Here is a 14,710-nt window from a genome sequence, read left to right as displayed (position 1 = left end):
CCAGCTTTCCTTTAGGCACAATTTTGTTAGTATACTTTTTGTACCTACATATCAAAATAGTGCCTTCTTGCAGTTTTTATCCTAATGCCCCCATTTAGGTCAAGCGCCGCCGGTGACGACATATTGTCTGCCCATCAGGCGAAAAAGATTTTTGACCAAGTAGGAATGTTCAAATGACGAAAGTTGCAATTGTTTTTCACTCAGGTTACGGCCACACCGCCAAACAAGCCGAAGCCGTCCGCAATGGCGTGGCCCGTACCAAGGCAACACCCATCCTGATCCCCGTGGAGGAAGCCGATAATCACTGGGATGATCTGAAAGCAGCCGATGCCATCATCTTTGGCAGCCCCACCTATATGGGCAGCGTCTCAGGTGAGTTTAAAGCCTTTGCCGACAAAAGCTCTAAAGTTTGGTTTGAGCAGGGCTGGAAAGACAAAATTGCCGCTGGCTTCACCAACTCATCCAGCCTGAATGGCGATAAACATTCGACCCTGCAGCAGCTTTCCTTATTGGCCGCGCAGCATGGCATGCATTGGGTGAGCTTGGGCCTGATGCCCGGCAACAATTCCTCAACAGGTTCGAATGAAGATTTGAATCGCTTGGGCGCCTCCCTGGGGGCCATGGCCCAATCCAACGCTGATCAGGGCCCCGAACACGGACCTATCCCTTCTGATCTGGAAACAGCCGCCCATTTGGGCGAGCGGGTAGCCAAGGTCGCGGCCCAGTTTGTCGCAGCAAAAAAACAAGCCGCCTGATCCAAACCGCACCTCTTTGCCAAAAAGAAAAGGGCCCCAGACGGGGCCCTTTTCTCATCTTTGTCGAAGGGGCAGCCTATTGACCGCCACCCAGTGAGTGGACATAAACCGCCAATTGCTTCACGGTTGCATCCCCCAAACGCTCCTGCCAAGCGGGCATGGCGCCATGTTGCGGATCGCGGATTTGCGCCGCAATGGCCTCCACACTGCCGCCATAGAGCCAGATGGCATTGCTCAGGTCTGGGGCACCCAGTTCTGCAATCCCGCCTGCATTTTCACCGTGACAGGCTGCGCAGTTTTCTTCAAACAGGGTTTTGCCTTCATCCAGATAGGCTTCGTCATGTTCAAGGCCGGACAGGCTGGCCACATAATTGGCCGTCGCATTGATCTGATCCCGTTCCCAAAACTCGCCATAGGCGGGCATTTCACCAAAGCGGGTTTCATCATCCGCTTCATAGCGCACCCCATGGGCAATGGTGTGATAGATCTGATCAATTGACCCACCCCACAACCATTCATCATCGTTCAGGTTCGGGTAGCCTTCAGCCCCGGACGCACCCGCGCCATGGCACTGAGAACAATAGACCTTGTAGGCCGATTCACCTCCGGCAACTGCAAAGCGGGTCAATTCTGAATTTTCAAGAACGGCCCCAACCTCCATGCCTTCAATCTGAGTGACAAACTCGGCTTTTGCCTCTTCGGCAGCGGCCACGTTTTTGGCCAGCTCCCCACGGCTGGAATAGCCCAGAATGCCTGGTGTTGCCCCATTGATCAATGGAATTGCAGGATAAAGAATGCAGTAGATCACGGCCCACACAATCGTGCCGTAAAAGGTCCACAACCACCAACGCGGCATGGGTGTGTTCAGCTCTTTAATCCCGTCCCATTCGTGACCGGTGGTTTCAACGCCGCTGATTTCATCAATTTCTTTTTTACTCATCGGCCTATTCCTCTCCTTGAGGCGAACGATCATCTTTTAAAGGGATTTGGGCAGCCATTTGGGCATGTTTCTTCGCACCGGGACGAAACATAAACAGCACCACGAACACAAAGATCGCGAGCAGATATAAAAGTCCCCAACTGTCTGCAAAGTGTCGAAAAGCGTTGTAATCCATAATCTTTTCTCCCCTAGCGATAGTTTGCTTGTGCGTCGTAAGAGCTGAAATCAACCAGCGTACCCAGCATTTGCATATAGGCCACCAACGCATCCATCTCCGTCAGCCGGCTCGGGTCCCCGTCAAAGTCGCCCAATACCGCTTTTGGATAGCGCGCTTCCAAGCCTTCCCAATCCGCATTCGGGTCTGCCTGCGCTTTCAAATCCGCCTCGGCATTCTCAATCATCTCTTCGGTGTAAGGCACGCCGACGCGCTGATTGGCCACCAAATGGTCTTTCACATTATTGAAGCCAAGATCAGCTTTCGCCAGGAAGCTATAGCTGGGCATAATGCTCTCCGGCACTACAGATTGCGGATCCTTCAAGTGCTGGACATGCCATTCATTGGAATAGCGGTCGCCCACCCGCGCCAAATCCGGCCCGGTCCGTTTCGATCCCCATTGGAACGGGTGGTCATACATCGACTCCGCCGCCAATGAATAATGACCATAACGTTCCACTTCATCCCGGAAGGGGCGGATCATTTGGGAGTGACAATTGTAGCACCCCTCACGAATATAAATGTTCCGGCCTGCCAGTTCGAGCGGGGTGTAGGGCCGCATGCCCTCCACCTCTTCAATCGTATTTTCCAAATAGAACAAAGGCGCGATCTCAACGATCCCCCCGATGGAAACGGTCACCAGACCAGCGACCAGCAAAAGGGTTGCGTTACGTTCAATAACACCGTGTTTATCTAACAATCCCATGGTTCAACCCCTATTCTGCTGGTTGCGCTGACGCCACGTGGGCAACGGCGATCGGTTTTTCGTTACGGGTTTTGCCTTTGATGGTCATGTACACATTGTAGGCCATCACAAAGCCGCCCACGAGATACATGGCCCCGCCCACAGCCCGAAGGATGTAGTAAGGTTTCAACGCGGCAACGGTTTCAGCGAAGGAATAAACCAGGAAGCCTTCCGCATCATATTCGCGCCACATCAGGCCTTGAGTGATGCCAGACACCCACATCACCGCGGCGTAAACCACAATGCCGAGGGTGGCGAGCCAGAAGTGCCAGTTGACCATGCGCAGCGAATAGAGACGCTCGCGGCCCCAAAGACGTGGCACCAGGAAATAGACCATGCCGAAGCTGATCATGCCCACCCAGCCCAGTGCACCTGAGTGCACGTGACCAATGGTCCAGTCTGTATAGTGAGACAAACCATTCACCGCTTTAATGGACATCATTGGCCCTTCAAATGTGGACATGCCGTAGAAGGCCACCGCAATCACCATCATCCGGATAATCGGATCGGTGCGCAGCTTGTCCCAAGCGCCTGAAAGGGTCATCAAGCCGTTGATCATGCCGCCCCAAGAAGGCATCCAGAGCATTACAGAGAACACCATGCCCAAAGTTTGCGCCCAGTCTGGCAGCGCGGTGTAGTGCAAATGGTGCGGGCCAGCCCAGATATACATAAAGATCAGCGACCAGAAGTGAATGATGGACAAACGGTAAGAATAAACCGGGCGCTCAGCCTGCTTTGGCATAAAGTAATACATCATGCCCAAAAAGCCCGCTGTCAGGAAGAAGCCCACCGCATTGTGGCCATACCACCATTGAGTCAACGCATCCTGCACGCCGGCAAAAGCGGAATAGCTCTTGATCGAGAATGGAGAAACCGGCATCGCCAGATTGTTCACCACATGCAGCATGGCAATGGTGAAAATAAAGGCGAGATAGAACCAGTTCGCCACATAAATGTGTGGCTCTTTGCGTTTAAACAAAGTCCCGAGGAACAGGATCAAATAGCCTACCCAAACAATGGTGATCCAAATGTCGACATACCATTCAGGCTCTGCATATTCACGCCCCTGGGTAATGCCGAGCACATAGCCGGTGGCCGCCATCAGAATGAACAGCTGGTAGCCCCAGAACACAAATTGAGCCAACCCGTCAGATATCAAACGGGCACTCGTGGTGCGCTGCACCACATAGAAGCTGGAGGTGATCAACGCCGTACCGCCAAATGCAAAAATCACCGCGGAGGTGTGCAACGGGCGCAAACGACCAAAATTCAAATAGGGTTCAATGTTGAGCTGCGGGAACGCCAGTTGTAACGCAACAACAACCCCGACCAGAAAACCAACAACGCCCCAAAAGGTCGTCAGGATCACGCCTGCACGAATGGGGTCGTCAAAATAGCCCGATTTATCAACCGGCGCTGCCGTGCCGGCAAAGTCGACTTTGCGCAGCATATAGATTGTTGCCAATGCCAGAGCGAAAAAGATCACCCACGCATGTGTTTGAAATAATACGTCTTGTGCAAAGCCAGCCGCCAACAGCGACAGCATAGCCCCAAATGCCAGCAAGATCGTCCAGCCTAAATTTCTCATATGTCCCCGCGAAAAAATTATCTCGGTTTAAGTTGCACCGGAATGATTTCCCGGTTTGCCCCAAGAGCAACCTAGCCAGGTGCGCTCATCGCCTCGTTGATCTAGGTCAAGGCCAAGCCCAAATTTTACCGGCATCATCTCAGCCAACGACGCCACAACCGCCTTAACGAGCAAATCAAAGCAACATGAAAACTGATCGCAAATCCGTCAGGACTGAACAAAAGGCTCTCACCGTGCTTGAGAGCTTTGATGCGCATCAACGCCAGATGGAAGCTTTGTGCACGCGGCTGGAGCTTATTGCTGATTTGCTGCCCGATCAGGCAGATCCAACCCTTTGCAAATTCACCAGCGACGGCATGGTGAAGACATTGTCAGACGCTCAAAGCTTTGAAGAAGAGGAACTTTTCCCGATCCTTGAGGCGTTGAGCCTGTTGGACACCGACATTGGCGAAATCATCAAACAATTGCGCGACGAACATTATGAAGATTTGTGCTTCGCCGAAGAGGTGCGCGACAATCTGCGCGCCATCATCAATGGCGAGCCGACACAGACTGCCAACGCCACGGGCTATATGTTGCGGGGCTTTTTCGAAAAACTTCGTCGCCATATGGCCTATGAACGCCATCTAACTTCGGCCCTTAGACAAAAAAAAACGCCGGATAAATCCGACGCTTCCTAAAGTCTTGATCTGCTTAGCGCGCTATGACGCCTTGGCCGCGGCCCGTGAAGCGCGTTTACGATCATTCGGGTCGAGCATGATTTTGCGCAAGCGAATGCTTTTGGGCGTCACTTCCACATATTCATCATCAGCGATGTAAGACAGGGCCTGCTCCAAAGACAATTTTTTGGGCGGTGTCAATTTCACCGCATCGTCCTTGCCTGATGCCCGCACATTGGTCAGCTGCTTGCCTTTAAGCACATTCACTTCCAAATCATTGCCGCGCGAATGTTCGCCAACAATCATGCCTTCATAAACATCAACGCCGGGTTCGATGATCATCGGTCCACGATCTTCAAGGTTGAACATCGCGAAAGGCACCGCTTTGCCATTTCCGTTGGAAATCAACACGCCAGTACAACGGCTCTGCATCTTGCCCCGGAATGGCGCATATTCGTGGAACACGCGGTTGAAAATTGCTGTGCCGCGCGTATCAGAAAGCAATTCGGGCTGATAGCCGATCAAGCCACGGGTGGGCACATGCAGCACCAAACGGGTGCGGCCGCCACCAGACGGCTTCATTTCAATCAGATCGCCCTTGCGCTCAGAAAGTTTTTGCACGACCGGACCAGAAAACTCTTCGTCCACATCAATGATCACTTCTTCGATCGGCTCAAGCGTCTGGCCATTTTCTTCCCGGAACACCACTTTCGGACGCCCGAGGCAAAGCTCAAAGCCTTCGCGACGCATGGTCTCAATCAGAACTGACAACAGCAATTCGCCACGGCCCGACACTTCATAGCTGTCACCATCAACGCCGTCGGTCACCTGCAAGGCCACATTGCCTTCCGCTTCCGCATAAAGACGGTCGCGAATAACGCGCGACTGAACCTTGTCGCCTTCCGTGCCCGCCAACGGGCCATCATTCACCCGGAACGACATGGACAAGGTTGGGGGATCGATCGGCTGTGCCTGTAACGCTTCTTTCACGCTGGGCGATGCAATCGTGTCGGCCACAGTGGTGGTCAACAAGCCAGAAAGCGCAACAATGTCGCCCGCCTTCGCTTCTTCCACAGGCACACGTTCCAACCCTTTAAAGGTCAGCACCTTAGAAATCCGGCCACGCTCAATCACAGTGCCATCAGCAGAAAGGCCGTGCACTTGATCATTTGGCTTGATCGAACCTGAAACCACGCGACCTGTCAAAATCCGGCCCAAAAATGGGTTGGATTCAATGGTGGTCGCCAACATTTTAAATTCGCCCTCTTCCACCTTCGGTTCCGGCACATGGTCAATTACCATATCCAGCAAGGGGGTCATGCTGTCTTGCGGCCCTGACGGGTCTGCCGCCATCCAGCCTTGTTTGGCCGAGCCGTAAAGCACTTGGAAATCCAATTGTTCTTCATTGGCATCCAGCGCCACGAACAAATCAAAGATTTCGTCCAAAACCTCCTCAGCCCGTTGGTCCGGCTTATCAATTTTGTTGATCGCCACAATCGGTTTCAAGCCAATTTTCAAGGCTTTCGACAACACAAATTTGGTTTGGGGCATCGGGCCTTCGGCCGCATCCACCAACACAATCGCGCCATCCACCATATTGAGGATCCGCTCCACCTCGCCGCCAAAGTCGGCGTGGCCGGGCGTATCGACGATATTGATGTGCGTGTCTTTCCAGTCGACCGAGGTAACCTTGGCCAAAATGGTGATGCCGCGCTCACGTTCCAGATCATTGCTGTCCATGGCCCGTTCTTCAACGCGTTGATTTTCGCGGAAAGAGCCTGACTGCTTCAAAAGCACGTCAATCAAAGTGGTTTTGCCATGGTCAACGTGCGCGATGATGGCAATATTGCGCAAAGCCATTATTCAAGTCCAATCTATTGGGAATTCTATCTGGGGCTGCTTTACGTGTGATCGGGCCTTCTAGCAAGTTATATTTGCGCAAACAGCCGAAAAACCAGGTGTTTGACGCCCATATTTACAAATTGGGTAAATGATGTGCGTTTGGTGCAACAGGGTTCACCACCCATTTCACCAGCGCAACAAAGGCATCGACCTATAATAATTGGTTGGCCCAGTTGTAAAAACTGGTAGTGTACCCATAAGTACGCCAACAGAATGATCACCATGCTTAAGCAATTTTCCCCCCAAGCCCTGTTTATGGGCCTTCTTGTTGCCTTTGTCGGCTCTGCCAGCTCCTTCGCCGTGGTGCTGCAGGGTCTGCGCGCCGTTGGCGCGACCGAAGATCAGGCCTCCACAGGTCTCATGGCGCTGTTTATCGCCATGGGACTGGGGGGCATTTATCTGGCGCAAAAATATCGCATGCCCATTTCTGTGGCCTGGTCCACACCGGGAGCGGCCCTCTTGATCAATTCGGGTCCCGTCGAGGGCGGATTTGGTGTGGCCATCGGCGCGTTTCTTATCAGCTCTTTGTTGGTGATCATGGCGGGCTATATAAAGCCCTTTGGCCATCTGATTAACAAAACTCCCCACGCCATCGCCAACGCCATGCTAGCTGGTATTCTGGTGATCCTGTGCTTTGCCCCCTTTAAAGCCATTGCCTTTAATCCGGCGTTGGGCCTGCCCATCGTTTTGGCCTGGCTTATAGTGGGACGGTTCAACAAAGTCTTGGCGGTGCCTGCCGCGCTGATCGCCTTTATCATTGTTGTGGTGCTGGCCATTGAACTGCCCGCGGATAGCGGCGCGCAACTGGCCGCGGCCTTTCCGCCCAAACTGGCTTGGGTGACGCCTCAGTTCAGCCTGCCCGCCCTGATCGGCCTGGCGCTGCCGCTGTTTTTTGTCAATATGGCCAGCCAGAACATTCCCGGCCTCACCGTCTTGCGGGTGCATAAATATGATGCCCCAGCCGGCGATCTGTTCTCCAGCACCGGCATATTCAGCCTGTTGGCCGCGCCCTTCGGGGCCCATGGAGTAACCCTAGCCGCCATCACCGCCGCCATGTGCGCCAGCGAAGAGGCGCATCCAGACCCGCAAAAACGCTATTGGGCGGCCATCATTGCGGGCATCGCCTATGTATTGTTGGGCTTGATCGCCGGCGTCGCCGCCACCTTTATTACGCTGGCCCCCAGCATTTTGATCGAAGCGGTGGCCGGGCTGGCCCTGATCGGGGCTTTTGCCGCCTCTGCCAAGGGGGCGTTTGAAGCGGAAGACCACCGCGAGGCCGCAGCGGTCACCTTTTTGATCAGCGCCTCAGGTGTCAGTTTTTTTGGGGTGGCAGGAGCGTTTTGGGGGCTGTTGGCCGGTATTTTTATCGTGTTCGCCAACAATATGATGAAGCGATATAATGCGAAATCTGAAAACAAATAAGGGCCCCTCATCTGGCGCTGAGAGACCCTTATAAACTGATTTATCAGCAGCAAACGGGAGTTCGCGATGCATTCAAAATCTTGGCCATAGTGCCTGAATTAGGGAGCATCGCTCAAGATGACCTGAATGATACCAACCCAATGATTTTCTTTCATCACCGTAAGCGCAGAGCGAGTGGGAATTTGATTTAAAATTGAATGGTTTGACCAATAGCATTGGCCATCACGAAACCAAATTTCCCCACATCACCTAATTTCGCCGAGCAAGGCCAATCTAAGTCCAACGCCAGATTTTGCGGCCAGACCACCTGTTCCAGCGTCAGCCCCTGAGACGCTACCCCGTCCAGCGGATGTGCTTCTTCCCATTCGATCAGATTGGGGTATTGGCTGGGAAAACAATAATCGCTGCGCTCCACAGCGAATTTCCAATGCAAATCACCGCGCGACAGAGCCAGAACATCATAATGGTCAGGGCCGAACTGCTGCACGGCGGTCACAATATCCACACAGCGGGCCACCATGCCAATTGGCAAGATTGAGCTGTCGGAAAAGTCGCAAGCATCCAACCCAAACCAGCGCGCCTGTTGCGGTTCGGCCGCCGGATTAATCGCAATCAACTCCAGATAGATCGGATAGTTAGGTGCATCCAGCCGCCACAATTTATTGTGGGTGGCAAACAAATCATGTTCGCCACCACCAAAAGGCGCCACACCAAACCATTCAGTCAGTTGCGCTGCACTTTGCGCAAGGTCTGCGGTGCCCAACACCAAATGGTCTAGCGTGAGTTTCATTTATTTTGATCCCGCCGCGCGGCATAAGTTTTCAGCCGCAGGCCATTGAGCTGGATAAAGCCCTGCGCGTCCTGATGGTCATAGGTGCCCGAGCCTTCTTCAAAGGTCACCAGATCTTCTGAATAAAGCGAGAAGGGTGAAGAGCGACCCACAATGGTGGCGCTGCCTTTATAAAGCTTCAAGCGCACTTCACCTGCCACCATGTCCTGGCTCTTGTCGATCAGTGCCTGCAACATTTCGCGCTCCGGCGAATACCAGAAGCCATTATAGATCAGCTCGGCATAGCGTGGCATAATCTCATCTTTCAGGTGCGCCGCGCCGCGATCCAAGGTCAAGGATTCCATGCCCCGGTGCGCTTCGAGCAAAATGGTGCCGCCCGGTGTTTCATAAATGCCGCGCGACTTCATGCCCACAAACCGGTTTTCCACCAGGTCCAACCGGCCAATGCCATGCTTACCGCCAAGCTCGTTCAGCTTGGTCAGCAGGGAGGCGGGCGACAATTTCTCGCCATTGACGGCGATCGGGTCGCCTTTTTCAAATTCGATGGTGATATATTCCGGCGTATCCGGCGCATCTTCCGGGTTCACGGTGCGCTGATAGACATAATCCGGCGCTTCTTGCGCGGGATCTTCCAGCACTTTGCCCTCTGATGAGGTGTGCAACAGGTTCGCATCCACCGAGAAGGGCGCTTCGCCGCGCTTATCCTTTGGCACCGGAATTTGATGCTGTTCGGCAAACTCCAAAAGCTTGGTGCGCGATTGCAAATCCCACTCGCGCCATGGCGCAATCACCTTGATGTTCGGATCCAGCGCATAGGCCGCCAGCTCAAACCGCACCTGGTCATTGCCCTTGCCGGTCGCCCCATGCGAAATCGCATCGGCGCCCACTTCATGGGCAATTTCGACCAGACGCTTGGAAATCAACGGGCGTGCGATGGAGGTACCGAGCAAATAAACCCCTTCATAAAGGGCATTGGCGCGGAACATGGGAAACACAAAGTCGCGCACAAATTCTTCGCGCACATCTTCGATAAAGATTTCCTTGATGCCCATCATTTCCGCTTTTTTGCGGGCGGGTTCCAACTCTTCGCCCTGGCCCAGATCGGCGGTAAAGGTCACCACTTCGCAATCATAGGCCACTTTCAACCATTTCAGGATGATCGAGGTGTCCAGCCCGCCAGAATAGGCCAACACCACTTTATTGATTTTCTTGCTCATCGGCTCAAACTCTTTGCTTTTGTGCTATCTCGCGCCCCTTATAGATTTGCCCAAGCCAAATGAAAAGCCATTCCGGGCAATTTCAGCCTTTTCAAACCAATGGACAAATCCTAAAAACCGCGCCTATGATGCATCGAATTCGATGGGGAGGTCATCACATATGTTGGCATATATGGCAGAACTGGGCACGATTCTTTTGCCCGGACCGGCATTGCTGCTGGCCTTCGCGCTGGCCACCATTGTTTTGGCGATCACCCCCGGCCCGGATATGGCGCTGTTCTTGTCGCGCGCCCTCAATTTTGGCCGCGCCCACGGCATGGCCGCGCTGGCAGGCGCCTGCACCGGCATTTTGATCCATACACTGCTTGTGGCGCTGGGCATTTCCGTGCTGATCGCCACCGCGCCGACCGCCTTTTTGGTGCTGAAAATTGCCGGGGCGCTCTATTTGATCTGGCTGGCCATCGCCGCCGTGCGGGCGGGCAACACCATGCAACTCAATTTCGGGGAAAGCAGCAAACAGCCCAGCCTCAAAAAATCCTATCTGACGGGGGTGGGCATCAATTTGCTGAACCCCAAAATCGTTCTGTTCTTTATGACCTTTTTGCCGCAATTTGTGGTGGCGGGCGATCCTTATGCCGCTCACAAGCTATTCACGTTGGGGCTTTTATTCATTCTGATTTCGCTGCCCCTCACCCTCGCCATGATATTCGGCGCGGACTGGCTGTCCAAAGCACTAATGAAATCAAAATGGATCGGGCGCGCGCTCAATTACTCGTTCGCCGCGGTGTTCACGGCTTTCGCCGCGACCATCCTGACCGCGCAAGCGCGGCACTAGCCCGAGATCAGATCAGGAGGCGAGCGCGTCGCGCTCTTTTTTGCTCATGCGCTCAGTTTCAGATTTCAACTGACCACAGGCGGCAAAAATATCGCGGCCGCGCGGGGTGCGCACCGGGCTGGCATAACCGGCCATATTGACAATGTCGGCAAATTTTTCAATCTGCGCCCAGCTTGAGCATTCATATTGTGAGCCTGGCCACGGGTTGAACGGAATCAAATTGATCTTGGCGGGGATGCCATCCAGCATGCGCACAAGCTTTTTGGCGTCCTGCACGCTATCGTTCACATCCTTGAGCATCACATATTCAAAAGTGATCCGCTTGGCATTGGAAAGCCCCGGATAATTGCGGCACGCTTCGAGCAGCTCTTCAAGCGGCCACTTTTTATTGATCGGCACCAGCTCATTGCGCAACTCATCATTCACCGCATGCAATGAAATCGCCAGCATGACGCCGGTCTCTTCGCCAATTTTTGGAATGAACGGCACAACCCCGGAGGTCGACAAGGTAATGCGGCGGCGTGACAGGGAAATGCCTTCCCCGTCTGACATCAGCAGCATCGCCTTTTTCACATTGTCATAATTGTAAAGCGGCTCGCCCATGCCCATCATCACCACATTGGTGACCGAGCGAATGCCTGCGCGCGGTACGATCCCGTCCGTCGGGCGCTCGCCCCCCGGATAATCGCCCAAACGCTCCCGCGCCATCAAAATTTGCGACACGATTTCACCCGCGGTCAGATTACGCACCAGCTTTTGCGTGCCCGTATGGCAAAAGGTGCAGGTGAGCGTGCAGCCCACTTGCGACGACACACACAAGGTGCCGCGATCTTCTTCGGGAATATAGACCGTCTCAACATCTACCGGCGGCATGTTGGGCTGCATCGGATCTTTGAACCGGAACAACCATTTGCGGGTGCCGTCTGTCGAGACTTGCTCGGACACGATTTCCGGGCGCGACAGGTCAAATTTGTCAGCCAGTTCTTGCCGCAAGCCTTTGGCGATATTGGTCATCTGGTCGAAATCGCTCACGCCATTGACATAAAGCCAGTTCCACAGCTGTGAAACGCGCATCTTGCGCTGTTTTTCGGGCAGGCCCAACTCTTCCAACGCCGCCATCAGATCATCACGATCCATCCCCACCAAAGACGGTTTGGTGGCGGTTTTCACATTGGCATTGGCAATATCTAGGCTGATCGACATCTTATAACCTCATCAATTCAGAGGCGAGCCAATACCAGAGACTAGGCCAAAAGGCAAAGAATTTTGGTGTGTGGCCCGCTAGCTGCAGGCATTATCAATGGCGCGCATGGACGCGGTTGCGCCCGAAAGGGAAAAGACCATGCGCACTTTGGTGCCACGTTCATCAATCCCTTCAACCACCATTGTGGTGCCCCGCCGCATCGCTGCGGCCATGTCCGCGCTTTGGCTCACATCTTCCAGCCAGGCGGCATCCCCTTGTGTAAACAGGGAATAAGACTGACCGCCAATTTGCGCCGCGGCCAAACTGTCAGTCTGAAAATTGAAGCCAGCAACCAGATTGATCTCATAGCGCACGCCCTCATTCGGGCGGTGGGTCACATAAAAATACGGGTCACCCATATCTTCCAACTGCGGCTCAATCTCCACCGGCTTGGAATGCACAAAGCACAAATTGGTGGCCGATTTCACTGTCGAATAGGCTGACCAGGCTTTAAAGTCTCCCAAAGACTGCACCGATTGTGCAAAACCCGCCTGGCCGAACGCCAACAATATGAGCATAGCCAGAAATCCAAGCCTGACCAGTGTGCATTGGGAAATCCAGAAATGTCGAATGCGCATATGCAGCCCTATCGGTTGATCGCTTTATTTTGGGGTTAAACCACAGCTTTGGCAAAAATGCACCCCTAAACGCATGAAAGCGCGAACCAGGTTCGCGCTTCACATGACGTTATATCCCAAGCGGGATTAATTACACTCTTTGTCGATGGCATTCATCGCGGCGGTCACACCAGACAATGAATAGGTGTCCGTTGTGCGGGTGCCCCGGGTGGAAATACCGCGCACCACCATCTCAGAGCCACGTTTCATCGCATCCACAAAGCTGGGCTCATCTGCTGTAGAGGCCAACCACCCCGCTTCCTGCTCACTGTCCGTGACCATTGGATAGGCTTTGCCATCCACGGTGGCGCTGGCTTCGGCACCTGGCTTATAGGGATAACCGATCAAGGTCGCCACCTCATTGCGTTTGCCCGTGCCCATGCGATGGGTCACCAAAAAGTGAATCGGGCTGCGTTTCACATTGGTCGGCTGCGCATCCTGAGGTTGCGAAGAGATGTAGCAGATTTTGCCATTGCTATCCTGATCGGTCCACGCGGTCCAAAAGTTGAACGTGCCCAGCTTTGTCGCCGCGGCCTGCGCTGAGCCTGCTGATAGCAGGCCAACCATCACTGCAACACCCGCCTTAAGCGCAAATCTTTTCATCTGTTTAGCTTCAATCATTCCTTTGGGTTCCTTTATCCACTCACCCACGTTCCCGCTTATTATCCGCCAATGAGGGTTACCAAGCCGCAAAGATTTGCAGCTTTTTAATCAAATCCTCAACATAAGCAGAAATTTGACCTTATTTTGGCATATGTCTTATCCATATACCCTGTTTCACAATTCAAGGTGAACGAAGCGTTAAAACCTCGGCCAAAAGGAGCCAAAATGTCGACATTTCCCCGTTCAATCCTGCTTGTGTGCCTTGGCAATATCTGCCGTTCACCCACCGCGCACGCTGTGTTGCAGCAAATGGCGCTCAAGGATGATATCTCGCTCGAAATCGACAGCGCCGGCACCGGCGATTGGCATATTGGCCACACACCAGATGAACGGGCGATGAATGCCGCAGCGGCACGGGGATATGATTTGTCCGCCTTAAAAGCCCGTCAGGTCACACAGGATGATTTTTACCGCTTCGACCTGATCCTCGCCATGGACCGCTCCAATCTGCGCAATCTAAAAAAGCTCGCCCCTGCCGATGCCAGCGCGCAAGTCGAATTATTTTTGCCCTACGGCGACAGCACCACCGAAGAAGTGCCCGACCCCTATTTTGGCGGTGAAGACGGATTTGATCATGTCCTCAACCTGATCGAGGACGCCAGCAGCAGCATTTTGGCGCGGTATAAGGAATAGAGGGGGAGCTTTTGTGCTCAAGGTCGAGCGGCGGCTTTGCCGTTTTTCGCGCCGCCGTCGCTCACGACGTTCTAATTTTCTGCCCTCACGCCGGACGGGCTAAGCCCGGCACCCCCGGCTCTTTTTTGCGCCGCCGTCGCTCGCTGCGTTCGCTACCCCGGCACCCCCGCCTTCTTTCTCGCGGCCGTCGCTCACGCGTTCGCTGCCCCGGCACCCCCGGCTCTTTTTTGCGCCGCCGTCGCTCGCTGCGTTCGCTACCCCGGCACCCCCGCCTTCTTTCTCGCGGCCGTCGCTCACGCGTTCGCTGCCCCGGCACCCCCGGCTCTTTTTTGCGCCGCCGTCGCTCGCTGCGTTCGCTACCCCGGCACCCCCGCCTTCTTTCTCGCGGCCGTCGCTCACGCGTTCGCTGCCCCGGCACCCCCGGCTCTTTTTTGCGCCGCCGTCGCTCGCTGCGTTCGCTACCCCGGCACCCCCGCCTTCTTTCTCG

General features: G+C 54.1%; 15 protein-coding genes. 5 read left to right on the top strand and 10 right to left on the bottom strand.

The window, feature by feature from the left end; all coding sequences use genetic code 11:
• The first annotated feature begins 173 nt into the window (after window positions 1–173).
• Window positions 174–755: a flavodoxin family protein gene (locus L1I42_RS15670; protein WP_236115686.1), complete on the top strand. Its 582-nt coding sequence runs from the start codon at window positions 174–176 to the stop codon at window positions 753–755.
• Between the two features lie 76 nt (window positions 756–831).
• On the opposite strand, the gene ccoP is transcribed toward L1I42_RS15670, so the two are convergent.
• Genes ccoP through ccoN form a run of 4 tightly spaced genes read right to left on the bottom strand, consistent with a single transcriptional unit; the run spans window position 832 to window position 4,242 of the window.
• Window positions 832–1,695: a cytochrome-c oxidase, cbb3-type subunit III gene (gene ccoP, locus L1I42_RS15665; RefSeq protein ID WP_236115685.1), complete on the bottom strand. Its 864-nt coding sequence runs from the start codon at window positions 1,693–1,695 to the stop codon at window positions 832–834.
• Between the two features lie 4 nt (window positions 1,696–1,699).
• Window positions 1,700–1,870, bottom strand: coding sequence for a cbb3-type cytochrome oxidase subunit 3 (locus tag L1I42_RS15660; protein WP_236115684.1), 171 nt, complete (start codon window positions 1,868–1,870; stop codon window positions 1,700–1,702).
• A 13-nt stretch (window positions 1,871–1,883) separates the two neighbouring features.
• Window positions 1,884–2,615: a cytochrome-c oxidase, cbb3-type subunit II gene (gene ccoO, locus L1I42_RS15655; protein ID WP_236115683.1), complete on the bottom strand. Its 732-nt coding sequence runs from the start codon at window positions 2,613–2,615 to the stop codon at window positions 1,884–1,886.
• A 10-nt stretch (window positions 2,616–2,625) separates the two neighbouring features.
• Complete coding sequence (gene ccoN, locus L1I42_RS15650; protein ID WP_236115682.1) at window positions 2,626–4,242, bottom strand: cytochrome-c oxidase, cbb3-type subunit I; 1,617 nt, start codon at window positions 4,240–4,242, stop codon at window positions 2,626–2,628.
• Window positions 4,243–4,427: 185 nt separating this feature from the next.
• Between ccoN and L1I42_RS15645 the strand changes: the two genes are divergently transcribed.
• Window positions 4,428–4,922, top strand: coding sequence for a hemerythrin domain-containing protein (locus L1I42_RS15645; RefSeq protein WP_236115681.1), 495 nt, complete (start codon window positions 4,428–4,430; stop codon window positions 4,920–4,922).
• Between the two features lie 21 nt (window positions 4,923–4,943).
• Here L1I42_RS15645 and typA read toward each other — a convergent pair whose 3' ends face one another.
• A complete protein-coding gene (gene typA, locus L1I42_RS15640; RefSeq protein WP_236115680.1) occupies window positions 4,944–6,761 on the bottom strand; it encodes a translational GTPase TypA in 1,818 nt (605 codons plus the stop codon).
• A gap of 264 nt (window positions 6,762–7,025) precedes the next feature.
• Here typA and L1I42_RS15635 point away from each other — a divergent pair, with 264 nt between their 5' ends.
• Window positions 7,026–8,225 carry a benzoate/H(+) symporter BenE family transporter gene (locus L1I42_RS15635; protein ID WP_236115679.1) on the top strand — a complete coding sequence of 400 codons (1,200 nt, stop codon included), beginning with the start codon at window positions 7,026–7,028 and terminating at the stop codon, window positions 8,223–8,225.
• 187 nt (window positions 8,226–8,412) lie between these two features.
• On the opposite strand, the gene L1I42_RS15630 is transcribed toward L1I42_RS15635, so the two are convergent.
• Window positions 8,413–9,015 (bottom strand): VOC family protein, encoded by a 603-nt coding sequence (locus L1I42_RS15630; RefSeq protein ID WP_236115678.1) that lies wholly within the window; start codon window positions 9,013–9,015, stop codon window positions 8,413–8,415.
• Window positions 9,012–10,232, bottom strand: a complete 1,221-nt coding sequence (locus tag L1I42_RS15625; RefSeq protein WP_236115677.1) for an argininosuccinate synthase — start codon at window positions 10,230–10,232, stop codon at window positions 9,012–9,014. The genes L1I42_RS15630 and L1I42_RS15625 overlap by 4 nt, the downstream gene beginning before the upstream one ends.
• Before the next feature lie 160 nt (window positions 10,233–10,392).
• Between L1I42_RS15625 and L1I42_RS15620 the strand changes: the two genes are divergently transcribed.
• Window positions 10,393–11,067, top strand: a complete 675-nt coding sequence (locus tag L1I42_RS15620; RefSeq protein ID WP_236115676.1) for a LysE family translocator — start codon at window positions 10,393–10,395, stop codon at window positions 11,065–11,067.
• A 12-nt stretch (window positions 11,068–11,079) separates the two neighbouring features.
• On the opposite strand, the gene rlmN is transcribed toward L1I42_RS15620, so the two are convergent.
• The 3 genes from rlmN to L1I42_RS15605 form a co-directional block, all read right to left on the bottom strand.
• A complete protein-coding gene (gene rlmN, locus L1I42_RS15615) occupies window positions 11,080–12,270 on the bottom strand; it encodes a dual-specificity RNA methyltransferase RlmN (RefSeq protein ID WP_236115675.1) in 1,191 nt (396 codons plus the stop codon).
• A gap of 78 nt (window positions 12,271–12,348) precedes the next feature.
• Window positions 12,349–12,828 (bottom strand): invasion associated locus B family protein, encoded by a 480-nt coding sequence (locus tag L1I42_RS15610; RefSeq protein WP_236115674.1) that lies wholly within the window; start codon window positions 12,826–12,828, stop codon window positions 12,349–12,351.
• Window positions 12,829–13,014: 186 nt separating this feature from the next.
• Window positions 13,015–13,548: an invasion associated locus B family protein gene (locus L1I42_RS15605; protein WP_236115673.1), complete on the bottom strand. Its 534-nt coding sequence runs from the start codon at window positions 13,546–13,548 to the stop codon at window positions 13,015–13,017.
• Between the two features lie 207 nt (window positions 13,549–13,755).
• Between L1I42_RS15605 and L1I42_RS15600 the strand changes: the two genes are divergently transcribed.
• Window positions 13,756–14,223 (top strand): low molecular weight protein-tyrosine-phosphatase, encoded by a 468-nt coding sequence (locus L1I42_RS15600; RefSeq protein ID WP_236115672.1) that lies wholly within the window; start codon window positions 13,756–13,758, stop codon window positions 14,221–14,223.
• Window positions 14,224–14,710: the final 487 nt, after the last annotated feature.

This window comes from Maritalea mediterranea (assembly GCF_021568695.1).
GTDB lineage: Bacteria > Pseudomonadota > Alphaproteobacteria > Rhizobiales > Devosiaceae > Maritalea > Maritalea mediterranea.
Note: the sequence above shows the minus strand (reverse complement) of the source record. Positions and strands in the feature narration are given on the sequence as shown.